The organism is Meishania litoralis (assembly GCF_042611095.1).
GTDB classification, from domain to species: Bacteria; Bacteroidota; Bacteroidia; order Flavobacteriales; family Flavobacteriaceae; genus Meishania; species Meishania litoralis.
In genome coordinates this window covers 750,039-771,545 of the sequence record NZ_JBHFPV010000002.1, presented here as the reverse complement: position 1 = coordinate 771,545, position 21,507 = coordinate 750,039, and the positions used below count along the sequence as shown (strand labels likewise).

The 21,507-nt window shown below is 42.1% G+C and carries 24 protein-coding genes; 13 read left to right on the top strand and 11 right to left on the bottom strand.

All coding sequences use genetic code 11. The features are described from left to right. The first annotated feature begins 85 nt into the window (after positions 1-85). Both ACEZ3G_RS12600 and ACEZ3G_RS12595 read left to right on the top strand, forming a co-directional pair. Positions 86-325 carry a ribbon-helix-helix domain-containing protein gene (locus ACEZ3G_RS12600; protein WP_432425849.1) on the top strand — a complete coding sequence of 80 codons (240 nt, stop codon included), beginning with the start codon at positions 86-88 and terminating at the stop codon, positions 323-325. Further along, a complete protein-coding gene (locus ACEZ3G_RS12595; RefSeq protein ID WP_432425848.1) occupies positions 318-605 on the top strand; it encodes a type II toxin-antitoxin system RelE/ParE family toxin in 288 nt (95 codons plus the stop codon). Before ACEZ3G_RS12600 ends, ACEZ3G_RS12595 begins: the two co-directional genes overlap by 8 nt. Positions 606-672: 67 nt before the next feature. Here the strand turns inward: ACEZ3G_RS12595 and ACEZ3G_RS12590 are convergent, their stop codons facing one another. The 3 genes from ACEZ3G_RS12590 to ACEZ3G_RS12580 are packed head-to-tail and all read right to left on the bottom strand — an operon-like array spanning position 673 to position 2,889. After that, complete coding sequence (locus ACEZ3G_RS12590; protein ID WP_432425847.1) at positions 673-1,044, bottom strand: TfoX/Sxy family protein; 372 nt, start codon at positions 1,042-1,044, stop codon at positions 673-675. A gap of 6 nt (positions 1,045-1,050) precedes the next feature. Further along, positions 1,051-2,007 carry a sugar phosphate isomerase/epimerase family protein gene (locus ACEZ3G_RS12585; RefSeq protein WP_432425846.1) on the bottom strand — a complete coding sequence of 319 codons (957 nt, stop codon included), beginning with the start codon at positions 2,005-2,007 and terminating at the stop codon, positions 1,051-1,053. Positions 2,008-2,037: 30 nt separating this feature from the next. Beyond that, on the bottom strand, positions 2,038-2,889 hold the full coding sequence (locus ACEZ3G_RS12580) for an endonuclease/exonuclease/phosphatase family protein (RefSeq protein ID WP_432425845.1): 852 nt from the start codon (positions 2,887-2,889) through the stop codon (positions 2,038-2,040). A 160-nt stretch (positions 2,890-3,049) separates the two neighbouring features. On the opposite strand from ACEZ3G_RS12580, the gene ACEZ3G_RS12575 reads away from it, so the two are divergent. Continuing rightward, a complete protein-coding gene (locus tag ACEZ3G_RS12575; protein WP_432425844.1) occupies positions 3,050-4,033 on the top strand; it encodes an NAD-dependent epimerase/dehydratase family protein in 984 nt (327 codons plus the stop codon). 172 nt (positions 4,034-4,205) lie between these two features. On the opposite strand, the gene ACEZ3G_RS12570 is transcribed toward ACEZ3G_RS12575, so the two are convergent. Then, complete coding sequence (locus ACEZ3G_RS12570) at positions 4,206-5,783, bottom strand: serine hydrolase (RefSeq protein WP_432425843.1); 1,578 nt, start codon at positions 5,781-5,783, stop codon at positions 4,206-4,208. Between the two features lie 280 nt (positions 5,784-6,063). On the opposite strand from ACEZ3G_RS12570, the gene ACEZ3G_RS12565 reads away from it, so the two are divergent. Further along, positions 6,064-7,167, top strand: coding sequence for a hypothetical protein (locus ACEZ3G_RS12565; RefSeq protein WP_432425842.1), 1,104 nt, complete (start codon positions 6,064-6,066; stop codon positions 7,165-7,167). Between the two features lie 218 nt (positions 7,168-7,385). Here ACEZ3G_RS12565 and ACEZ3G_RS12560 read toward each other — a convergent pair whose 3' ends face one another. Then, positions 7,386-8,699, bottom strand: coding sequence for a DEAD/DEAH box helicase (locus tag ACEZ3G_RS12560; RefSeq protein WP_432425841.1), 1,314 nt, complete (start codon positions 8,697-8,699; stop codon positions 7,386-7,388). Positions 8,700-8,870: 171 nt separating this feature from the next. On the opposite strand from ACEZ3G_RS12560, the gene ACEZ3G_RS12555 reads away from it, so the two are divergent. The 7 genes from ACEZ3G_RS12555 to ACEZ3G_RS12525 all read left to right on the top strand — a co-directional run bounded on the left by ACEZ3G_RS12555 (position 8,871) and on the right by ACEZ3G_RS12525 (position 13,169). Then, a complete protein-coding gene (locus ACEZ3G_RS12555; protein WP_432425840.1) occupies positions 8,871-9,494 on the top strand; it encodes a hypothetical protein in 624 nt (207 codons plus the stop codon). Between the two features lie 11 nt (positions 9,495-9,505). Next, on the top strand, positions 9,506-10,828 hold the full coding sequence (locus ACEZ3G_RS12550) for a 2TM domain-containing protein (protein ID WP_432426070.1): 1,323 nt from the start codon (positions 9,506-9,508) through the stop codon (positions 10,826-10,828). Between the two features lie 101 nt (positions 10,829-10,929). Further along, positions 10,930-11,232: a 2TM domain-containing protein gene (locus ACEZ3G_RS12545; protein WP_432425839.1), complete on the top strand. Its 303-nt coding sequence runs from the start codon at positions 10,930-10,932 to the stop codon at positions 11,230-11,232. Next, complete coding sequence (locus ACEZ3G_RS12540; protein WP_432425838.1) at positions 11,223-11,561, top strand: 2TM domain-containing protein; 339 nt, start codon at positions 11,223-11,225, stop codon at positions 11,559-11,561. The genes ACEZ3G_RS12545 and ACEZ3G_RS12540 overlap by 10 nt, the downstream gene beginning before the upstream one ends. 10 nt (positions 11,562-11,571) lie before the next feature. Further along, positions 11,572-11,970: a 2TM domain-containing protein gene (locus tag ACEZ3G_RS12535; protein WP_432425837.1), complete on the top strand. Its 399-nt coding sequence runs from the start codon at positions 11,572-11,574 to the stop codon at positions 11,968-11,970. Between the two features lie 2 nt (positions 11,971-11,972). Beyond that, entirely contained in the window at positions 11,973-12,353 is a 381-nt protein-coding gene (locus ACEZ3G_RS12530) for a 2TM domain-containing protein (protein ID WP_432425836.1), read from the top strand. 60 nt (positions 12,354-12,413) lie between these two features. After that, complete coding sequence (locus ACEZ3G_RS12525; RefSeq protein WP_432425835.1) at positions 12,414-13,169, top strand: LytR/AlgR family response regulator transcription factor; 756 nt, start codon at positions 12,414-12,416, stop codon at positions 13,167-13,169. Between the two features lie 76 nt (positions 13,170-13,245). Here the strand turns inward: ACEZ3G_RS12525 and ACEZ3G_RS12520 are convergent, their stop codons facing one another. Continuing rightward, the gene (locus tag ACEZ3G_RS12520; protein ID WP_432425834.1) at positions 13,246-14,442 is read right to left on the bottom strand and encodes an LETM1-related biofilm-associated protein; all 1,197 of its coding nucleotides are present in this window, start codon (positions 14,440-14,442) and stop codon (positions 13,246-13,248) included. A gap of 332 nt (positions 14,443-14,774) precedes the next feature. Then, positions 14,775-15,560 carry a DUF547 domain-containing protein gene (locus tag ACEZ3G_RS12515; RefSeq protein ID WP_432425833.1) on the bottom strand — a complete coding sequence of 262 codons (786 nt, stop codon included), beginning with the start codon at positions 15,558-15,560 and terminating at the stop codon, positions 14,775-14,777. 165 nt (positions 15,561-15,725) lie between these two features. On the opposite strand from ACEZ3G_RS12515, the gene ACEZ3G_RS12510 reads away from it, so the two are divergent. After that, positions 15,726-16,433: a TIGR04283 family arsenosugar biosynthesis glycosyltransferase gene (locus tag ACEZ3G_RS12510; protein ID WP_432425832.1), complete on the top strand. Its 708-nt coding sequence runs from the start codon at positions 15,726-15,728 to the stop codon at positions 16,431-16,433. Between the two features lie 2 nt (positions 16,434-16,435). Next, positions 16,436-17,491 carry a VOC family protein gene (locus ACEZ3G_RS12505; RefSeq protein ID WP_432425831.1) on the top strand — a complete coding sequence of 352 codons (1,056 nt, stop codon included), beginning with the start codon at positions 16,436-16,438 and terminating at the stop codon, positions 17,489-17,491. Here the strand turns inward: ACEZ3G_RS12505 and ACEZ3G_RS12500 are convergent. The 4 genes from ACEZ3G_RS12500 to ACEZ3G_RS12485 all read right to left on the bottom strand — a co-directional run bounded on the left by ACEZ3G_RS12500 (position 17,451) and on the right by ACEZ3G_RS12485 (position 21,488). Continuing rightward, the gene (locus tag ACEZ3G_RS12500; RefSeq protein WP_432425830.1) at positions 17,451-17,726 is read right to left on the bottom strand and encodes a hypothetical protein; all 276 of its coding nucleotides are present in this window, start codon (positions 17,724-17,726) and stop codon (positions 17,451-17,453) included. The two genes, ACEZ3G_RS12505 and ACEZ3G_RS12500, sit on opposite strands and share 41 nt — an antisense overlap. Next, positions 17,662-17,826 carry a sigma factor gene (locus ACEZ3G_RS12495; RefSeq protein ID WP_432426069.1) on the bottom strand — a complete coding sequence of 55 codons (165 nt, stop codon included), beginning with the start codon at positions 17,824-17,826 and terminating at the stop codon, positions 17,662-17,664. The genes ACEZ3G_RS12500 and ACEZ3G_RS12495 overlap by 65 nt, the downstream gene beginning before the upstream one ends. 140 nt (positions 17,827-17,966) lie before the next feature. Next, entirely contained in the window at positions 17,967-18,557 is a 591-nt protein-coding gene (locus ACEZ3G_RS12490) for a superoxide dismutase family protein (protein WP_432425829.1), read from the bottom strand. A gap of 96 nt (positions 18,558-18,653) precedes the next feature. Continuing rightward, positions 18,654-21,488, bottom strand: a complete 2,835-nt coding sequence (locus ACEZ3G_RS12485; protein ID WP_432425828.1) for a M16 family metallopeptidase — start codon at positions 21,486-21,488, stop codon at positions 18,654-18,656. Positions 21,489-21,507 lie beyond the last annotated feature (19 nt).

The window sequence follows — 21,507 nt, the reverse complement described above, 5'->3', positions numbered from 1 at the left end:
ATTTGACCAACAGAGCCGTAGCGGATTTAAATGGAATTTGGTATTGATTCATATTTGGTGTAATTTTACATCAAATAATAAATTTATGGCAAGACAGAGTATTTCGTTCACCAAACCAAACGATGAATGGCTAAAGGCCCAAGTAGATAATAAAGAATATTCAAGCAAAAGTGAGCTTGTAAATGATTTGATCAGACAGGCCCGGAAACAACAGGTTCAAATCGACTGGGTTCGCGCTAAACTTGAAAAAGCTGAAAATAACGGATTCACGACTGCTGGTAAAGAAGAAATTTTAGCCGAATCAAAGTCTTTACTTAATGGCTGAATATCGATTGAGCAATGAAGCTAAAAACGACTTGATTCGGATTCATCATTATGGTGTTCATAAATTTGGAACTGCCCAAGCGGACAAATATTTCGATTCTTTTTTTGAATGTTTTGATCGTATTGCGCAACGACCTTTTTCGTTTGAATCGGTCGATTCTATAAAGAAAGGTTATAGACGTTGCGTTTGTGGCGTTGACAGTATTTACTTTAAAGTAAACAAAAACATTGTGGAGATTATGGCAATCATTGGAAGACAGGATTTAAACGAAAAAATATAGGTCATCTCCATATTATTGTTAAGATTCTATGAGGACGATCATAACAATAGCCCTAAACCATATAATACTACTTTTTGACCTTTTTCTTCTTACTACTTTTTGCCATAGGATTGAAGTCCAAACTCATTTGGATCCACGATTCGAGGTCGTTTTCAGAATCGATGCCTTCCTCCGAAACAAAGACAAAACCCTTCATAGTGCGCCCGGTAAAGGTCATTTCGCTACAATGGGGTCGTTGTAAGGCCCTATCATAATTGGGTTGGCCGACACGGCACATCAAGAGCGATGCGTCGGTATTTTTGTCGGTATGCATACCGAAGCACATTTTGTCATCGACCATAAAACAAAGGCCTCCCATCATTTTCTTTTCTTCAAAGGCCACCGATTTGGTCTTTAAAATGTTCCGGGCCCGGTCGGCCAAAAATTCATCGTACGCCATATGGATTTATTTTAATGTTGCCCAGATCTTTTCCAACAAAGCTTTCGTTGCCTTGATCCCCTCGTGTTCACTTAAATTCTCCCCTTCGTATTCGATACCGATATAACCATCGAAGTTTGAATCTTTGACCAGTTGTAATAATTTTGGGTAATCGATCAGGCTTTGGTTTCCATTACTGTCGAAATCGTAGGTTTTTGCACTGACACCTTTGGCAAAGGGCAAGAATTCTTCTATTGCCTTAGCTTGTGGATAAATTTCGGCACAGTTCTTACCGTTCGCCGTGCTTCCCCATTCGGCCGTTAGGCACCAATTGCCAAAATCGGGAAGCGTTCCCAGAAAAGGATTGCCGATTTGCTTGATGATTCCTGTTATAAAACTTGCATTTGAGGTATGCAGACCGTGATTCTCGACCAAAACATTGATTTCTTCCTTTGCGCCATATTCGGCCAATTGCCCCAATCCGTCCATCAATGAGGCTTCCAGTGCCTTCATGCTTCCTTTTCCGAAGGCATTGACCCGGATCGAATGACAACCCAAAATCTTGGCGGCATTGATCCATTTAAAGTGGTTTTCGACGGCCTTTTTTCGCTCATCGGCTTTCAAATTTCCAAGCTCCCCTTCGTTGTCGACCATGATCAATAGGCTTTTTACACCTTCATTTTCAGCCTTTTGCCTAAGCTGAGACCAAAACTTTTCATCGTTGGCCCTATCGACATAAAATTGATTTACGTATTCAATGGCATCGATGTCATAGGTGTTCTTTGCAATGGCCGCAAAATCAACGGCCTTTATCTCACCTTTTTCAAGGGCACGGTGCAATGACCATTGGGCCAATGAAATTTTTGGGATTGACATGTCGGGCCGCTGGTTCAGGCTTTTCGAAGCATGTATTATTTGAGGGGCCGCCACCATAGTAATTGTGCCCAAAGTAGCATTTTTCACAAAGGTTCTTCGATTGTTCATTTTGGTTGTTATTATTGAAGCCATGGGCTATTATTTAGTTTTTAAGATCGCGATGACGGGCAGATGGTCTGAAATGTGCTTGCCGGAACCAAGTCGCTCATCGATATGTTGATAATCCAAAACCTCAAGATTGGTGACAAAAATGTAATCTATCCGTCGCGAAATGGGGTCTGAGATATTGAAACCATTAAAAGTGCCTACGGGACCGTTTTGCGGTTTTTTCGAAAAGACCAATCCATCGTGCATTTTTCTTTTGATCGATCGGATGGGCTTTTCTTCGGGCATCAGGTTAAGATCACCCATAAGTATTACAGGAAGCTTATCCGTATTGAGCTGGCTGATTTTTTCAAGGATAAGTTTTGCCGATTTCTTTCTTGCCTTCACGCCGACGTGATCGAAATGCGTGTTAAAGACCCATAACTTTGCATGGGTAACCTTATCTTCAAAGAGTCCATAAGTACAGATGCGCTCCAGGGCCGCATCCCAACCGACCGAAATGTTGTCCGGGGTTTTTGAAAGCCAAAAGGTATCGGATCGCAGCAATCGATATTTTTCCGAATTATACAGAATAGGGGAGAACTCCCCCTTTTCCTTACCGTCGTCACGACCCACGCCGATATAGGCATAGTTGGGCAAGGCTTCATCCAAAAATTGTAATTGGTTAAAAAGCACCTCTTGCATTCCGATGAACACAGGCCCTTGTTGCTTTAAGAGACCGACCATACCATCTTTACGATCGTTCCAGTTATTTACCGTGTCGTTGACGTTATCGTATTTGATATTATAGGTCATAACCTTTACCGTCTGGGCGGTCAGCAACATCGGTAATAGAATCAAGGGCAAGGTTACTGTTTTGCAAAGTATTTCTTTCTTTAGGTTCATTCCAGAGGTATTTTAGGTTCTTTTGTTAAGCGGATAATCAAAACGTAATATAGCGATTATCCCTTTAAAATTTTGCGCATTCGACGGTTTTGAAAATTAGCGGTAGGAATGCCCTTTTACTTTTTGGAATAATCTTAAATTGTAATAAATTAATAGGATTATGAAAGTATTGTTTATCGGGGGAACAGGTAATATCAGCACGGCTTCAAGTCGTTTGGCGCTGACGAAGGGCATGGATCTGTACTTGTTGAATAGAGGAAAGTTGAAAGTCGATTTGCCGGGAGCCACATCGATAGTAGGTGATATCTCAAAACCTGAGACACTGACCGAACTGGATACCCACAAATGGGACGTTGTCGTCAACTGGATCGCATTCGACGTCAACGATATCGAACGGGATCTAGAACTGTTCAAGGGTAAGACCAAACAATACATTTTTATTAGTTCGGCCTCATGCTATCAGACCCCTTTGAGCTATCCGGTAATTACAGAATCGACACCGCTCTGTAATAATCTTTGGGATTATTCGAACAACAAGATACAATGTGAGGACCGTTTGTTGAAGGCCTATCGCGAGGAAGGCTTTCCCATCACCATTGTGCGGCCGTCGTTGACCTATGATACCGTGATACCCATTGCAATTGGGGGCTTCGACAAATACAATACGGCAGACCGCATCTTAAAGGGAAAGGAAATCATCGTTCATGGCGACGGCACTTCATTGTGGACGGTCACCCATGCCGATGATTTTGCCAAAGGATTTGTCGGACTTCTAGGGTTGACCCAGGCCATTGGCCATGCTTTTCATATTACTTCCGATGAAGTACTTACGTGGAACATGATCTATAAGATTTTGGCGGACAGTTTGGGAAAGGAAGCCAAAGTGGTGCATATCGCCTCTGATTTCATTTGTAAGGTCGAACCTTCATTCACCGGGACACTGTTGGCCGACAAGGCAGAAAGCGTGATTTTCGACAACACCAAGATCAAGACCTTTATACCGGGTTTTAAGGCGACCATTCCCTTTGCCGAAGGTATCAAACGCACCTTGAAATGGCTGGACGAAAATCCCGAGCGAAAAATTATCGACCGTGATACTGAGGAAAAGATCGAGAATGTACTAAGTGTGTATCATACGCAGTAGTTAATGGCCTCTCATATTATTTTAATCGAAAAGAATTCCCCGATGCTTGGCGTCGGGGTTTCCGATGAAATGTCATTCCCGCAAAAACGGTAATCTAAATAACAGCATTTCAATAAAGTATTTAGTACCGGCCCATTGGGTGTCAAATTAACCTCAAATTGGCCGTGATCACCTATTTATCGGAGACACGATTGAAATCAAGATCGTGAAAGTCGTAACTGAAATCGATTGCGGGTGAGATTCCCTTCATTTTGATCGATTGTCCTTTTCCTTCTTCATCGAGACCGAACATAACAAAGGCATCTGCATCCACAAGACTTGTATCAGACCATTTGACCACGAACGTATTTGCCTTGTAATAGTACATCGGGCCTTTCAATTTTGGTGAACGAAACGACCTGAACATTAATTGGTCGCCTTCTTCGTAAATTTCGATCTTGCCGAACCAGACATCCTCATAAGTGCCTATATAACCGTTCTTGTCAATATTGGAATCATCTGCCGCATTCACCGTTTCCCAGATTTCGGCGACCACCTTGGCGGCCGACCCACCACGTTGCCGCATCCGTTCCGAATAATGACCGACCCAATCAAAATCGTCCAATTCCAAATAGCGGTCGACTATCGATTGTGAAACGGATTGAAATACACCGGCACCGTCCATCCAAGTATTGGTAAGAACGATGATGCCAAGGTTTAAATCTGGAATCAAGGTCGTCTTTGACAGCATACCGATCAGTCCTCCAGTATGGGAAACCATCATGTTGCCTTTGACATCGGTCAGTTGCCACCCTAGGCCATAACCGGCAAAATGTGAATTATACCTCGGATTTGGGTTCGTATTTAGCGTGGTATGGATTTTCCACATTTCTTTTTGGCTACCTTCCTTAAAAAGTTGCTTTTCAAGATTGTTTCCATATTTGCCATGGTTGAGGTGGACCAACATCCAATTGGAAATATCGTTCACGTTCGATTGAATGCTTCCCGCGGCCCCGTTTATTTTCTTCGGGTCCCATTGCTCGGGCTCGGTCACCGAGAGTTCTTTTCCCTCGTTCAAATGAGGTGAGGCAACATTGCTTTTGTCGTTGATGTAGGTGAGTGAGGCATACGAGTTGTCCATACCCAATGGGTCGAAAATACGCTCTTTGATAAACTGCTCCCAAGGCATACCGCTCACTCTTTTGACCACTTCACCGGCCACAAGATAGAGCAGGTTGTCGTAGTCGAATTTTGTACGGAAGGCCGACTCTGGCTTGAAATGTTGAAAACTGGTAACAATATCATCAATACTGAAATCGGCACCGTCGGGAAAAAACATCAGATCCCCTATACCCAGACCTAGGCCACTACGGTGGGTCAACAGATCTTGAATGTTGAAATTTTGCCTGACGTAATCATTGTACATGGTGAATTCGGGAATATGGTCGATGACCTTATCGGTCCACCTAAGTTTTTCTTCCTCGACCAAGATGGCCAGAGCCGTTGTAGTGAAGGCCTTTGAATTGGAGGCGATACCGAAATTGGTATGTTCATCGACTTTCTCCCCTGTCTCGATCGATTTTACTCCGTATCCTTTTTGGTGGACGATCTTTCCATCTTTTACAACGGCGACCGCGACTCCCGCAACCGTAAATTCATCCATAGCCTTTTGTACAATGGCGTCTATTTGCTTGGAGCTTACTTGGGCATTATTGGATTGAATTCCCAGATAGAGCATACATGTAAAGAATGCCGTAATAATTCTATTCATTGGTTTCATGTTTATTTGTTGGTTTTTATGCTATGATATTGTCTTGCGGTGAATTAATCAATCTTACTTCACTAAATCATCGAATGCGGTTTGGACATTTTTAGTATGTATACTTGGTATCGATAAAACTGTATTTGCACGCAAATAGTGAAAATCGATTTCCCTAAAAATAAACCAAATAAGGATAAATTGAGGCGTTTATTCAAAATTCAATGACAGAAACATAAAAAGAATCTTGATTTGAGGCGTTTTAAGTAAATTGTAGGCTAAAATTAAAAAGATGAAACAGTTTTGCACGGCCATTTTTCTATTATGGTCGCTTTCTTGTATTTCGCAGACATCTAAAATCCCCGTTTACGCATGGATGGGCGGTCCGGGTGAAGCCACCGACCAAGAGTTGCGAACGCAATTCAAAGATTTGAAGGAAAAAGGAATCGACGGACTCATGTATAACGGAGGTCACGATCCAGCTACGTACAAGAGGGTGGGTAAATTGGTCAAGGAAGCCGGGATGGAATTCCATACATGGATTCCGACCATGGTACAGGGCGACCCTAAACTAAAACCCGAATGGTACGGTGTAAGCGGTTTGGGCGAATCGGCTCACGAAAAACAACCCTATGTTTCCTATTACAAGTTCCTTTGTCCGAACAAGGAGGAGGTTTATGATTATTTGGCGAATATTTACGGAAGTGTGGCCGATGTCAAGGAAGTTGATGGCATACATTTGGATTATATACGCTACCCCGATGTAATCCTTGCCCGAGGATTGTGGAACAAGTACGGACTGATTCAAGACCGTGAATTTCCGGAATACGATTTCTGCTATTGCGATACCTGTACTTCGGATTTTATGGAGAAAAGTGGAATCGATATTAAATCCGTCCAAGAGCCATCACACGTACAAGAATGGAAACAATACCGGTACGACGTGATTACAAAATTGGTCAATCGGCTGGCCACTTTGGTTCATGATAAGGGCAAGGAAATAAACGCGGCCGTTTTTCCGGGCCCTTCGATTTCAAAGAAATTGGTGCGCCAAGAGTGGAACAAGTGGAACTTGGATGCGTTTTTTCCCATGAACTACAATGATTTTTATCTGGGGAACACTTTATGGGTCGGTAGCGTGGTGAAAGAAGAAGTTGCAGCCGTACCTGAAAAACCTGTCTATAGCGGTTTGTTCATTTGCCCGAGACCTGAGAACAAAACCCAGGAAAAAGACCCAGAGGGACATGGATTGCTGCCGGAAGCATTGGGCGAGGCCATAAGACAATCGATGATCAACGGTGCCAAGGGCATTTGTCTATTTACGCCGGGTAGGATGACCGATGCGCATTGGGATGAATTCGAAAAGGCGATTTATATGGAGTATTCCAAAGAGTAGTGCATTGCCCAAAATATTAGTGTTACGATTCGAGAATGGTGGTACCTGTCTGCTGGCAGAAAGGAATCCCTCACTTTATTCGAAGACTTTGATTTTATCCCCTCCTTTTAACTCCCCAAAGGGGAGGGATGGCCTCTTAAAGTATACTCCTCTCCTTTGGAGGGGTTGGGGTAGGACTTCTTGAGCCTGCTTATAGTCAGCCTTTAGGCGATAGTAGTTTAATCATTGTCTCTTGGTTTGTTGCGGTTTCGGCTTTGATTGTTTCCTCCCTTAAAGTTTGATTTTCCAGATCGGTTACGATTCCGGTTTCTGTTCCGATTCCTGTTTCGATTTCGAGACGGCTTCGGGTTTTGAGGCCTTGAAGCTTCCTTTTCGTTCTGCTCTTCTTCTAGGGCATCATCGACGAACTGATGTTCGGGCATTCTGGGGATCTCTTGTTTGATCAATTTTTCGATATCGCGTAGATAAGGCCTTTCATCCTTGTCGCAAAAAGACAGGGCGATACCACTGGCGCTGGCGCGGCCCGTTCGACCGATGCGGTGCACGTAGGTTTCTGAAACATTGGGCAGGTCGTAATTGATGACCAGTGAAAGCTCCTCGACATCGATACCTCTCGCAGCGATATCGGTAGCGACAAGAATTTTCAACTTACCATCCTTGAAATCACCAAGGGCCTTTTGACGGGCTGTCTGGGATTTATTGCCATGTATTGCGGCCGATTTAATGGTAGCCTGCCCTAACTTTTTTACGATTTTATTGGCCCCATGCTTGGTCCGCGAAAACACTAGAACCGAGTCTTTTGGCCTTTCTTGGAGCAAATGCACCAAAAGTTTTGGCTTGTTTTTTTTTGAAACAAAATAGACCCCTTGTTCGACTTTCTCCGCCGTCGCTTGCTCAGGTTTTATGGTCACCCGCTCAAAATCGCCCAACATTTTACGGGACAGTTCAACAATGGTCTTGGGCATGGTCGCCGAAAAAAACAGGGACTGTCTTTTTGGGGGGAGTTTTGCGATGATTTTCTTGATGTCATGTATGAACCCCATATCGAGCATCTGGTCTGCCTCGTCAAGCACGACAAATTCCAAATCACGAAAAGTGATGAAACCCTGATCCATCAAGTCCAACAAACGGCCCGGGGTCGCTATCAAAATATCTACACCGTTTCTAAGGGCGTTTACTTGTTTACCTTGTTTTACACCTCCGAAAATGACGGTATTTTTTAGTCCTGTGAATTTACCATAGGCCGTGAAGCTTTCGCCGATCTGAAGGGCCAGTTCCCTGGTAGGGGTTACAACCAAGGCCCTCACTTTACTTTTGCCTTGATTTTGGTGCTTCGCAGTATGCAATAACTGAAGTATCGGAATACCGAACGCGGCGGTTTTACCAGTTCCGGTCTGGGCAACGCCCAACAGATCTTTTCCTTTCAATAGAATTGGTATGGCCTGTTCTTGAATTGGGGTAGGATGTGTGTAGCCTTCGGCTTCAACAGCTTTTAGAATAGTTTCGGCGAGGCCGAGTTCTTTAAATGTCATTTGTACGGATAAGCCGCGAAGGTAGGGTTATTTTGGCGATCCATCCCTCAAAACCTACAACTGGGTATCTATTTCTTCATCTTGAACACCATTGAGCTGACCTTTGTACTGTAAATCGAAATAAAAGAACCTGGCAAGGGTTCATGAAACCAACTAATAAAGCAAAGTAGCATGAAAAATCTAACCGTAATTATCGCGTTAATGGCAACCACTTTTCTGACGGCCCAAGACCAATACACCAAGGGTATGCAAAAGGCATTCCAGCTGTGGGGCGAGGGTAAGAACACAGAGGCTTCGAACCTGTTCGAACGTATTGCTACGGCAGAACTTGACAATTGGCTTCCTTTCTATTATGTATCGCAGGTGAATACCGTGGCTTCCTTCGGTGAAAAAGACAAGTCAAAATTGACCCAACAATTGGAAAAGGCCCAGGAATATATCGACATGGCCAAGAATATATCTCCAAATAACCCAGAAATATTGGTACAACAGGCTATGATACATACGGCATGGGTCGCTTACGATGGCGCCACCTATGGCATGACCTTGGCCCCAAAGGTTGTCTCGATATATGCAAAGGCGGCCAAAATAGCACCCGATAATCCAAGGGTAGTCTTTTCAAAGGCGGAATGGGACATGGGTTCGGCAAGCTATTTCGGAGGAGATATTACACCTTATTGCAAAGATGTTGAACGTGCCATTGAACTTTTCGATAACTTTAAGCCAGCTTCTGAATTCCATCCGAATTGGGGAAAAGATAGAGCCGAAGCGACTTTAAAAAGATGTAATAAGTAGGTCAATCAATGATAAGGAGGGTACGAAAAATATTCAAATATGCGACCTTGATTGCATTGGCAATTATAATTGCCGATAGACTCATTAATTGGGAGAAAGACATCGATTGGGGAGAACAGCTGGAATACGCCATAATTGTTTTTGTCATAGCCCTATTTTTGACAATAATCAACTTTTACTATGAGGAGTTCATTTCAAAAAAATTCTCGTGGGAGTCGCATCCTAATAAACGCTTAATAATAGGGTCGCTTGGGTCTATCATTATAACCGTTTTAGCCTATGGCTTGGCCCGTATGGTTCTTATTGTTGGATATTACGGTAATTCTGTAGACTATTTTTGGCAAAATGAGGAGAGATCAGAGTATCTGATTTTCATTGTGATCGCGATTATTATTTCATTGTTCATTCATTCATTTCATTTTTACAAAGCTCTACAAGAGAGTAAGGTAAAAGAACAGAAAATAATCGCTGGTACGGCATCGGCGAAGTTCGATGCCCTAAAGAACCAATTGGACCCCCATTTTCTTTTCAACAGCCTAAATGTGCTAACAAGTCTAATAGAAGAAGACCCGAATCAAGCCCAGAAATTTACTACCTCGCTGTCAAAGGTTTATCGATATGTGCTTGAACAGAAGAACAAAGATCTGGTGTCGGTCGATGAAGAATTGCAATTTGCCAAAACATACGTTAAATTGTTGAAAATGAGGTTTGAGGACAGCATTGTTTTTGATATTCCCGAACAGAGCAATACTTCCGACGCCAAGATTGTGCCACTCTCACTGCAGCTTCTTTTGGAAAATGCGGTCAAGCACAACGTGGTGACTTCAGATAGGCCATTGCATATAAGGGTTTATGAGAAAGACGGTATGCTGGTGGTAGGTAACAATCTTCAAGAAAAGCAAGTGGTCAAGAAGAGTAGCGGTGTCGGGCTTCAGAACATTCAACAACGGTACGAGCTTTTGACCGATAGAATGGTATCGATCGATAAGACCTCTACCGATTTTAAAGTGCGTATTCCGATATTGACCAAGCAGGTATCTTCGCTTAAAACGCAAAAGGCATACATCGACGAAAAGCTATACAAGAAGGCCAAAGAGCGGGTCGAACAGATAAAGGGGTTTTACGGCAATCTATTGGCCTATTGCATAGTGATTCCTTTTTTTGCCTATCTGAACTATCAGACCACTGACTTTCCATGGGTATTGTTCCCCATTGTCGGATGGGGCATCGGAGTGGGCGCCCATGGCATGGAAGCTTTTGGCTATAATCCGCTATGGGGCAAGAAATGGGAAGAGCGCCGAATCCGTAAGTATATGGAAGATGATAATTTTTGATCTCCAGAACAGTTCGTCCTCCAAAATTGACGGTTCAGTGATAAAGAATTTCTCACGCCTTTCTTTTGGCGGAAATTTGATTTAAAATAAAAACCACCAAAATGGAACATTCTGACAAGGAGAATAAATATTTTAGGGCCAAGGAAAAGGTCGAAGGCATAAAGAAATTCTACACCAGTTTATTGGCATATGTCTTGGTAATCGGTCTTTTGGCCGCGGCCAACTACTACATCAATGCGTTTAGATATGCTTGGTTTCTGTGGGCTGCATTCGGCTGGGGAATCGGGTTGATCTTTCAAGGGCTAAAGGCCTTTAGCTACAATCCTTTTTTCGGAAAAGGTTGGGAGGAAAGAAAGATCAAGGAGTTTATGAACGGAGATAAAAACACCGAGCGATGGAGATAGAGGAGAACAGTGAAAGGGCCAAATTAAGACGCGCAAGAAAAAAGGTGGAGGAACTAAAGGGTTTTTATTGGCACATGGCCATTTATTTGACGGTAAATCTATTTATCAGTATTTCGAAAATCAGTAGAAACATGTTTTCCGGTGAGAGTTTTGGCGAAGGATTTCTTGAATTTGAAACCTTTGCCGTATGGGTTTTTTGGGGTGTCGGCCTTGCGTTTCATGCGGTAAAGGTTTTCTCGTTGAATCCGATTTTCGGAAAAAAATGGGAAGAAAGGCAGATCAAGAAATATATGGAACAAGACAGTAAAGAAGTCGAAAAGTTCAGATAAATAGGTCTAGATGAAAAATAAAGGTGTTTCTAAACTTGAAGATGAACAAAAGGTGGTTGCCGAGATCGATTCGTATGACGAGAATATTTCGAAAGCCGAAAGAAGGGCTCGGGCAATAAAAAAGGTCAAAGAACTAAAGGGGTTTTATATACACCTAACCATTTATTTGACCATAAATACAGTGCTATTAATGATCAAGATCGTAGGAAACTCGTACTACGGAGAAGGTTTTATGGGGCCTTTGTGGCACTTTAGCACCTTTGGGTCATGGCTTTTCTGGGGCATAGGTCTGGGCTTTCATGCCTCGAAAGTATTTGGTTTCTTTCCTTTTTTTAGAACAGAATGGGAAAGGCGGCAAATTCAAAAGTACATCGAACAAGAAAAAAAAGAGGCCGAAAAATTTAGATGATTATGGCCATGGAAACGAAAAAGAACCATACCGAGAAATTGGTCCGGGCGCAAAAAAGGGTAGATGCGATCAAAAAATTCCATCGACATCTTAAAGTTTATCTCGTCATCAACCTGTTGCTGTTGTTTGCCAACTATCGGGCATTTGATTTCTTGACCGATAAGGGTGTAAACGACACGGGATTTTTTGATTGGTTTCAATGGCATGTTGTTTCCACCCCCGCATTATGGGGTATCGGCCTGTTGGTTCATGCCGTGTATGTCTTTAGGTTCGGTGCAAGACCGCTCAAAGAACTAAAGCCCCGATTTTTAAAGGATTGGGAAGCGCGACAGATCCAGAAATATATCGATAAAGAGAAATCAGACCCTGAAAAATATGAATAATCAAAGATGCCTGAAAGTGAGAATGATATACGACGGGCACCATTACTATTATTTGACCAAATGAACGTAATAATAATTGAAGACGAAAAACCTGCCGCAAGACGATTGGCAAGGCTATTGGCGGCATTGAATGTCGATGTTTCCGTAATGTTGCACTCGGTTCGTGAGTCCATAGAATGGTTTCAGAACAATCCGCATCCCGATCTTATTTTTTTGGATATTCAGCTATCCGACGGACTATCTTTTGAAATCTTTGAAAATGTCGAGGTAAAGAGTGCTATAATATTCACGACCGCCTATGATGAATATGCGCTTCAGGCATTCAAACTGAACAGTATCGATTATTTATTGAAACCAATCGACGATGAAGAGCTAGAGGCGGCGATGAAAAAATATACCGGTCTAAAACCAGTTGGACAAAAATTGACCTTGGATTTTGAGGATATCAAAAAGTTATTGGTCAATCCATTGGAGCGTGAATACAAAAAAAGATTTACCGCAAGAGTAGGGCAGCACCTAAAGATTATAAATGCGGAAGAGGTCGAATGTTTTTACAGTGAGAACAAAGGCACCTATGCCGCTACCATCGATGGTAGAAATTATCTTTTGGAAACTACTTTGGAAAATCTAGAATCAGAACTCGAACCCAAGATTTTCTTTCGCGTGAGCCGTAAGTTCTATGTGAACATCGACCATGTGAAGGATATCATTTCCTATACGAATTCTCGGCTTCAAATCAAATTAAATCGGTTTTCAGATCAGGAAATCATCGTAAGTAGGGAGCGCGTAAAAGATTTCAAGTTATGGTTGGACTAACGTTATTCAAATAATTGAATAACAGAAAATAAAGTATGGCAATAGATTTTTCTTATAATGATAATATAGGGCAAAATCATTCGTCTTTATCGATTCGGTTATCATCAAAGGACGAAGGCAACAATTTAGGAATCAATTTGATAAAAATAGGAAGCAGAACGGCCCCGCCAGGGAGCATAAAAATTGCCAACGAAGGTATGCTCTTGAAGATATCCAAAAGCTGATTTTGCACTTTTTTCTTTTCCTCTGGTGTTAAGTCTTTGACGGTCGATTTTGAAATAAGTGCCACCAACTCCTTGCTCTCGGCAAGCTCTTTTTGCAGCCTTTTGCTATTTCGAATGATCAGTTTATTGACAATTTTCGACATGCTATCATAAAACTGAACGGCCAAATTGGTGTCTTTCAAAAACGGTATTGTATCCGAATTTTTATTGAAAAACCAGGTAACCTCTTCCAATGACCCGGCAATTTGATCGTCATCAAAACCCAGATCCTTTCCGATTCCGAAAATAAATTCTGATTCTTTGTACTCCAATGTATGGTCTTCCCACACGGTTAAGCAAGCTACATCCAAAAAATACCTATTCTCTGAATCAGAGGTGGAATTGTCGAATAGCTTTTCTCGATATGAGCCATCGAAGTTTTCAGCGCTGCTATCAATAAAAGTCAATGAAGAGGCGAACAGTTGCGCCAATCTTTCATCGTTTTTATTCTTTTCCTTCGAATTTAGGGCATGATAGGTAATATTAATGGCCAGGTACTCTAGCGTGTAGGCATGATCACGTATACCGTTTTGATTTTTCAAATAACGTATGAACAGTAAAACATCTATAAAGAGCAGCGAATTGGTGATGATACTGTTGAATGTCTTGCTGATGACATTGTCATCCAAATAAACCCTGGAATCGATAAGCTTTTCGAGCTGGACAGATTTCTTATTGCCGGTGAAGAGTTTGCCCAGAAATGATACATGGTTGACTTCAAGATCTTTATAGAACTGCAGCACTTTTTCTAGAAAATGCTGAAAATCATTGTCGCCGGTATTCCCCTTAAAAGTGAAGTACAACGATGTAAGAAGGTTGATTTTCGCTTTTTCGTCTTCAGACAGCCTGTGTTCCGGTGATATGAAATCAGGAATCTTGGTATTGATTCCATAAACGAATCCCGTTTTCCGCATGCTATTGTATAGGTCCCGAAAATCAAGATAAGTGTCCTGTTGCTCCTTTATGATCGAACCGAACTTATCGATCCAACCGGCTCCTGAGGGGTTCATGGGTAGGTCGTTTAGAACTGCAAATTTAACTTAAAATATGAGATAAACTATGTGCTCAAAATAGGATCGGGCCATGTATTGTAAAATCATTTTTTCTATCGCTTTTTGAAGATAAAAGTACTTTTGGCCTGAGTGACTATCGTGCTGAGATTTTTGACTTTTAGGCGGGTAATTATGGTTTAATGCCCATTTTAGTATACCGAATTCTGGTAGCAAGCAAGTCGTAGTGAAGAAACATGAAGTAATGTAAATGCCCGCCCATATAACATTCAAACGACGACCTATTTATTTCAAGTTAGACCATTGCCCTCTCATTCTTTTGGTTGCCATGATCAAAGCTCGATCCAATTGTCGAGATCCAAGGTCCAATCGTAGTTTTGGTAGGTGATATCGATTCTTTTTGTGGTAGGTATGATTTCTTGTCGCTTTAAAATTTTCTTTATGCCCTTTTTGCAACCAAAATCACCTCTAAACCAATTGAATAATGAGGTGACGGCAACCTCGTTGTTTTCAGCATTATATTTTGATGTTCTTTTAAGATAAAGCTCAGTGCCTCTATCAAACTGGTCATCTAGCCTAGGAGCTTCGTAGATGGCGACCGGCGGACAGTCTTTGGCGCCACAGTTCAGGGCGAAATGAACGCGATGATCGCGTTTGTCTACGCGCAGTTTTCTTTCAAATCTATCGGGAAACCATTTTCGAACGAAACCGAGCCCCAAAGGCCATTGCGATTTTCGAATGATGCCATGTTCGATTTTTTCAAAGGAAATCATTCTGCCCGCAATAGGAAGCTGTTCTTTTTTAAAAAAGCTTCTTTTATCATCATAAAGCTTCGGGTTCTCAGAAAGTATGACCTGAATATAGGCGTTGTAGACATTCACCCAGAACGCTAATTTCTTGTCGTCGGTAGAGAGTCCATTTACAATATCCTCGAGCGAGAGGCCATAAATTTTCTCCCTGATTTCATTGGTGCTTGCACCATTTTTGATATTCACGAGAAACGCCTCTGAAAGTTCATTTAAATCAAGTTCTTTGCTGGTACTCTGAGCATTTGAATTCAATGTTATCAGCAGAAAAACACAGATTAGGCGGTTAAGTTTCAGACCTATGGTTTGCATGCGACTTCTATTTAGCTTTTCACTACATACGAAAAATGGTGTCCAAAGGTTTGGTCGTCAAAAGAACCAAACCTTTCCTGTAAATTTACGTATATAAGGGGCGCATTGTTGGTCAAAAAATACGTTCCAAGTAATTTTCAAGAAAGACAGGCTTACTTTTGTACAATGGTTTCCATAATTATTCCAGCACATAACGAAAAGAAAAATTTAGAAAGGCTCTTGGGGTATTTGGAAAAATCGAACATTAAAAATGCTGAAGTAATCGTGGCGTTTTCAGAAGCAACCGATGATGGCCAGATTGATGTCAGGAAGCCTTCATTTGCGAATTTTTTGAGATGTAAAGGCCAGGGCAGGGCATTTCAAATGAACAGCGGGGCGAATGCCGCAAAAGGCGGAATTCTTGTTTTTTTGCATGCCGATGTCATTCCTCCTGAGACATTTTTGACTGATATAGCGAATGTTATGAACAAGGGATATGATGCCGGCTTTTTTTCTTATCGATTTGACAGTAATAGTTTACTGCTTAAAATAAATGCACTGTTCACGGCCAGAGATGGATTTTTTACCGGCGGAGGCGACCAATGTCTCTTTATCAAAAAACCAGTTTTTGAACGTTTGGGGCGATTTGACGAAAATCAAATCGTTATGGAGGATTTTGAGTTTTTTCAAAGGATGAAAAAGCATAAGGTAAGATATACGATCATAAAGAACGACTTGATCGTCTCGGCTCGTAAATATCTTCATAATTCGTATATTCGGGTCAATCTATCTAATCTCTTGCTCGTAATCTTGTTCAAATTTGGATATCCACCGCACAAGCTGAAATCGCTTTACGGCAAACTGATTCGAACTCCCTATCAAAATCCGTCCTGATTTTGAAAAAGGTAAAAATCATCAATGGCATACAACAGGTGGGTATTGGCGTGAAAGACGCCAAGCAAGTCTTCAATTGGTATCGAAAAAACCTAGGTTTTGACATACTTGTTTTTGAAGATGTGGCAACGGCCAGTTTAATGACCCGTTATACCGATGGCGTAGCTCATGAGCGTTACGCAATATTGGCTTTGAACATGGTCGGGGGCGGGGGACTGGAAATCTGGGAATATCGCAGTAGAGTTTCCGAGCCATCAAAAACATCCCTGTTATTAGGTGATTTGGGAATTAACGTTCTTAAGATACGATCTCATTCTATCGATAAAGTATATGCCAAGCTTCAAGAACAAGGCATAAATCACTTGTCGAAAAACGGGAAGTCGCATTTCTTTTTTTCCGATTCTTGGGGCAATCTAGTTCAAGTGGTCAAGGATGATTATTGCTTTACGGCCACGAAATCTTGCTCGGGCGGTGTTTCGGGGTCAATTATCGGCGTTTCCGATATGCGAAAAGCATTAAGGTTTTATCAAGGGTTCTTGGGTTATGAAACTCTGATAAGCGACCAAACAGGCGTGTTCGCCGATTTTGAAAGACTACCTGGCGGAGGAAATCAATTTCGAAGGGTACTTCTTAAACATCCGGCAAGACAGATCGGTGGGTTTGGAGAACTTTACGGACCTTCACAAATCGAACTTTTACAAGTTTTGGACCGAACACCCCATAAAATTTATAAAGATCGTCTATGGGGCGACCTTGGATATATACATTTATGTTTTGATGTGAACGGAATGAACGTGCTTCGCCAAGAAGCCAAGTCTTTGGGCTATGAATTTACGGTCGATAGTGCCGATAGTTTTGATATGGGCGAGGCCGCTGGCCGATTTGCCTATGTTGAAGACCCCGATGGAACTTTGATAGAGTTCGTTGAAACCCACAAAGTACCGATACATAAAAAATTAGGATTATATATCAATCTTAAAAATAGAAATCCTTTCAAACCACTTCCAAAGATTTTGGTCAAAGCCTTGAAGTTCCATCGACGAACAAAAGATTTATAGGCGTCACTGAATGCAGTTCTTTAAGGGTTTTGACCAACTTTTTAAGGCCGATGGCATCAACATTGCTTTCGGCCGAACGACCATGTTCAACTACACCTACGAAGTAATCCGCCGATAAGTTTTGTTTGTTGTTCTTATAGGATTTTGAGCGCACTTCGTCGATTGCGGCGCTACGAGCGATGTTCAAAATCCACGTAAAAAAATCGACCTTTGGAGGGGCTATAGGTTTCGGCATTGTTCCAAATTTTAATGAATACATCTTGACGGATTTCTTGGGCAAGCGCATCATTACGCACGATAGTATTGATCACCCCACAGATATTTTCTGCATACATTGTATGTAGCCGTTCTAAGGCGGCAATATTTTTTGACTGAAACTTTTTAACTAGTAAATCTAGTTCTACCATACTTTTTCGTAGCCCAACAAAATAAAAAAGCTGCCAGATAGGCAGCTTTTTAAACCAATTGTTTTACGTTATTCTATAATTCCCGTGCAACTGACCCGGGCACCGGCGGCACCGCTGGGCTGTGATGTGAAATCATCAACTCCCTGATGCACGATTACGGCTTTGCCTACAATATTCTTGTTCTCGTCATCACAGCCGATACACCATTGGTCCCTAGCATTGAATTCAATAGTGGCGTTACCTTCTGAATCGGCCGTAAAATTACCAATATCGCCCCGATGATAACCTTCTGAAGCACCCCACTTACCATGTGGTTCATTGGTAGGGTTCCAATGTCCGCCGGTGGAGTTACCGTCATCGGACGAACAATCGGCCTTTTCATGAATATGTATGGCATGTTCGCCGGGAGTCAGTCCGGTTAAAACCGCGGTCATTTTTACTTCACCGTTTTCTTCCGTAAATGTGACATCCCCCTTTACGTTGCTATCGCTTTTAGGTTCCATTGAGAACTTTATGGTCTCGACCGAAACTTCTTCTTTTACTTCTTCAACAACTGTCTCAACATCTTCGGCTGCATCCTCGGCATCCTTTTTGACTTCCTTGCAGTTATAACCGGCTATCATAACCAGACCCAAGGCCATTATTTTTATTTTTTTCATTGTTGTTCTATGTTTTAGATGGGCAATAAAGTTAAGAATTAAAACACGGCATTTCAAATGCGATTCAAAACGTTTTTAGCCCGGTAAATCGAGTTTCTATTCGGTTTCCGGCATAAGAATGCCAAGAAAATATTTTTCATCGAGATATTTTTTGGCGACTTCTTGTAGGTCTTCAGCCTTTAAATCGGCCAATTTTTCCACAAAGTTCAAAATTGCATTGGCATCTTTATCTTCTTGATCGGCTTCCAATAGGTTGTCGATCCAGAATTTATTGGTTTTTAAATCTTCCTTGTATTTCACCAAATAGGTTTCTTTTACCTTGGTCATGTCCTCCGGAGTGACGCCTTCATTCTTGATTTTCTCCACCTCGGCCAACGCTGCCGCTACCAATTTGTCAACGTTCTCGGGCCCGCAAGGAAAATTAATACTGAAGGTCATACTGGAATATGAGATCTTACTAAGGCTGCCACGTGCACCAACGCCGTAAACGCCACCTTCTTCTTCCCTGAGCTTTTCGATAAGCTTAATGCTCAGCACCTCGCCGAGGGCAGCTATCGCCATTTCGGTCTTGCTGTCATAGGGCATCTCTTCTATCCATGTGATGCTGACGTTGCTTTTGGGATCTTCACCTCTTTTTATGACATGTTTTTGATATTCGTCCTTGCTTCTAAATTTGGTGGGAATGTATTTTTCATTGCTCTGTTTCCCCGGTAAAGAGGCCAAATACTTTTCTGCATACTCGGCAACTTTTTCTTCGTCTAGGTTGCCGACTAGATAATAATGAAAATCACCAGCATCGGCAAAGCGCTCCTGATATTTGGCATAGGCCAAATCGTAATCCGAAGCATCCATTTTTTCGATCGTTGGAAAACCGGTATATCGCGGATTTCCCTCATTTCGGATTTTACCCAATTGATCTTGAAAATAGAACTGTGGATTGGCCATTAGGTTGCCCAAAAAGCTCTTTTGTTTGGTAATGAACGAATTGAAGGCTTCCTTATCCTTGTTCAGTGCGGTAAAATAGAGATGGATCATTTGAAACAAGGTTTCCAAGTCTTTTGGAGCGGCCGACCCCGAAAAGTTTTCACTGAAACCACGTATACTTGGATTGACCATAACAATTTTACCGCTCAGGAATTTATTCATATCCGTTAAGGAAAGCCCGCCAATACCAGCTTCCGCCAGACCATTATTGGCAAAGGTCGTCGCCTTAAGCTCCTCATCTGAATACAGACTTGTTCCGCCCGGACTGAATGCCTTAAACAGCACTTCGTCATTTTTGAAATCGGTTTTCTTGTAAGTCACGGTTGCACCATTACTCAAGATGAGTGTGGTTGTGCCCAAAGTCTCGTTTGTTGGCTTATCGGTAATGGAGCCGGGTTCGGGCAAAGTTTCCAAAAGTTCGCTTCTTACAGCTTCGTCTTCATATTTGGCTATTTCGGAGGTTTCTAATTTTTCGAGCAACTCCCGAACCTGTTCCTCGGTTACTTGGGTCAGCCCCTCTTTTTCAGGGCCGGTAATGACGATAACCCGGTTGTCGTCATGTAAAAATGCGTTGATGAGATCGCTAATTTCCTTCAGCTTTATATCTGGCAAAAGCTGTTTGGTCATGTCAAACTCCCATTCGATACCCGGAATCGGGGCATTCTCAAGATAATTATTGATATACTCACCTACGATTCTTTCACTTTCCAATTTATCGCGATCATTATATTGTTTCTCCAACTGTGCGAGCAGACTTTTTTTAGCTCTTTCGAATTCAGCTTCTTGAAAGCCGAATCTTTTTACACGTTCATTTTCCTCCAAAATGGCCTTCAGTCCATTAAGTTGGCCTTCTGGGCTTGTCATCGCAAAAGATTGATAGGCATTCTTGGTTCTGGCAAACGTTCCCCCATACGATGAAAAACCAAAAACAAATGGTGGGTTCGCACTGTTTCTCAACTCATCCAATCGGTTATTGATCAAGGTCGAAAAAAGGTTTTTTACCAATCTGTCACGATAATCACCAATCGTGGTAAGTGTAGGAGCTTCAAAATGATCCTTGTACATGACCTGTACCTGTGAGAACGCCGCTTCTTTGTCAGACGCAATGGCAATCAAGGTTTCTTCATGATTGGGCAATTCATAAGATTCGCGCTTCTTCGGATTATCGGACTTTTTGATACCCGAAAAGTGTTCCTGGATCTTTTTTTCCATGGTTTCGATATCCAGATCACCAACGGCCACCACCGCCATCAAATCAGGTCGATACCATGTTTTGTAATAATGGCGAACATCGTCATAAGAAAAATTCTCAAGATTTTCTTTTGTGCCGATAGGTAGTCGGTCGGCGTATCTCGAACCATACATCATTTTGGGCAGGTATACTTTCTGCATTCGCTCATCGGCACCCAGACGAAGCCGTAGCTCTTCCAAAACGACTCCTCGCTCACCATCTATTGCCTCTTCGGATAAAGTGGTGTTGTGCGCCCAATCTTCAAGAATCTGAAACCCTTTTTCAAGTTTTTCGGGATCATCACTGGGAATGGGAAGAATGTAAACCGTTTCATCAAAACTGGTATATGCATTTAAGTCGGCCCCAAATTTTACACCGATGCTCTGTAAATAGTCGACAAGGTCATTCTTTTTAAAATTCTTGGTGCCGTTAAAGTTCATGTGTTCCATGAAATGGGCAAGGCCGAGTTGTCTATCACTTTCCATAATAGATCCGGCGTTGACCACGAGCCTTAATTCAACCTTGTCTTCAGGCTTGCCATTATTTCTAAGGTAATAGGTGAGTCCGTTCGAAAGTTTGCCCACTTTTACATTGGGGTCGGTAGGGATTTTACCCTCGGTAATCGTTTCGGATTCAGAAATCGCCGAATCGGTCTGTGCCAATAGGCCTGCCATGCAAAATAGCATCACTATCAGCGTAGATATAATTTTTTTCATGTGAGTTACTTAATGATTA

Excerpts from the sequence above, each read along its gene's own strand:
- ACEZ3G_RS12535 (WP_432425837.1), top strand. The coding sequence starts at position 11,572 with ATGAAAAATAAAGGTGTTTCTAAACTTGAAGATGAACAAAAGGTGGTT.
- ACEZ3G_RS12515 (WP_432425833.1), bottom strand. The coding sequence starts at position 15,560 with ATGCAAACCATAGGTCTGAAACTTAACCGCCTAATCTGTGTTTTTCTG.
- ACEZ3G_RS12530 (WP_432425836.1), top strand. The coding sequence starts at position 11,973 with ATGGCCATGGAAACGAAAAAGAACCATACCGAGAAATTGGTCCGGGCG.
- ACEZ3G_RS12525 (WP_432425835.1), top strand. The coding sequence starts at position 12,414 with ATGAACGTAATAATAATTGAAGACGAAAAACCTGCCGCAAGACGATTG.
- ACEZ3G_RS12490 (WP_432425829.1), bottom strand. The coding sequence starts at position 18,557 with ATGAAAAAAATAAAAATAATGGCCTTGGGTCTGGTTATGATAGCCGGT.
- ACEZ3G_RS12580 (WP_432425845.1), bottom strand. The coding sequence starts at position 2,889 with ATGAACCTAAAGAAAGAAATACTTTGCAAAACAGTAACCTTGCCCTTG.
- ACEZ3G_RS12565 (WP_432425842.1), top strand. The coding sequence starts at position 6,064 with ATGAAACAGTTTTGCACGGCCATTTTTCTATTATGGTCGCTTTCTTGT.
- ACEZ3G_RS12595 (WP_432425848.1), top strand. The coding sequence starts at position 318 with ATGGCTGAATATCGATTGAGCAATGAAGCTAAAAACGACTTGATTCGG.
- ACEZ3G_RS12600 (WP_432425849.1), top strand. The coding sequence starts at position 86 with ATGGCAAGACAGAGTATTTCGTTCACCAAACCAAACGATGAATGGCTA.
- ACEZ3G_RS12555 (WP_432425840.1), top strand. The coding sequence starts at position 8,871 with ATGAAAAATCTAACCGTAATTATCGCGTTAATGGCAACCACTTTTCTG.
- ACEZ3G_RS12495 (WP_432426069.1), bottom strand. The coding sequence starts at position 17,826 with ATGTATGCAGAAAATATCTGTGGGGTGATCAATACTATCGTGCGTAAT.
- ACEZ3G_RS12540 (WP_432425838.1), top strand. The coding sequence starts at position 11,223 with ATGGAGATAGAGGAGAACAGTGAAAGGGCCAAATTAAGACGCGCAAGA.
- ACEZ3G_RS12485 (WP_432425828.1), bottom strand. The coding sequence starts at position 21,488 with ATGAAAAAAATTATATCTACGCTGATAGTGATGCTATTTTGCATGGCA.
- ACEZ3G_RS12590 (WP_432425847.1), bottom strand. The coding sequence starts at position 1,044 with ATGGCGTACGATGAATTTTTGGCCGACCGGGCCCGGAACATTTTAAAG.
- ACEZ3G_RS12500 (WP_432425830.1), bottom strand. The coding sequence starts at position 17,726 with ATGCCGAAACCTATAGCCCCTCCAAAGGTCGATTTTTTTACGTGGATT.
- ACEZ3G_RS12510 (WP_432425832.1), top strand. The coding sequence starts at position 15,726 with ATGGTTTCCATAATTATTCCAGCACATAACGAAAAGAAAAATTTAGAA.
- ACEZ3G_RS12570 (WP_432425843.1), bottom strand. The coding sequence starts at position 5,783 with ATGAATAGAATTATTACGGCATTCTTTACATGTATGCTCTATCTGGGA.
- ACEZ3G_RS12545 (WP_432425839.1), top strand. The coding sequence starts at position 10,930 with ATGGAACATTCTGACAAGGAGAATAAATATTTTAGGGCCAAGGAAAAG.
- ACEZ3G_RS12520 (WP_432425834.1), bottom strand. The coding sequence starts at position 14,442 with ATGAACCCCTCAGGAGCCGGTTGGATCGATAAGTTCGGTTCGATCATA.
- ACEZ3G_RS12575 (WP_432425844.1), top strand. The coding sequence starts at position 3,050 with ATGAAAGTATTGTTTATCGGGGGAACAGGTAATATCAGCACGGCTTCA.
- ACEZ3G_RS12585 (WP_432425846.1), bottom strand. The coding sequence starts at position 2,007 with ATGAACAATCGAAGAACCTTTGTGAAAAATGCTACTTTGGGCACAATT.
- ACEZ3G_RS12560 (WP_432425841.1), bottom strand. The coding sequence starts at position 8,699 with ATGACATTTAAAGAACTCGGCCTCGCCGAAACTATTCTAAAAGCTGTT.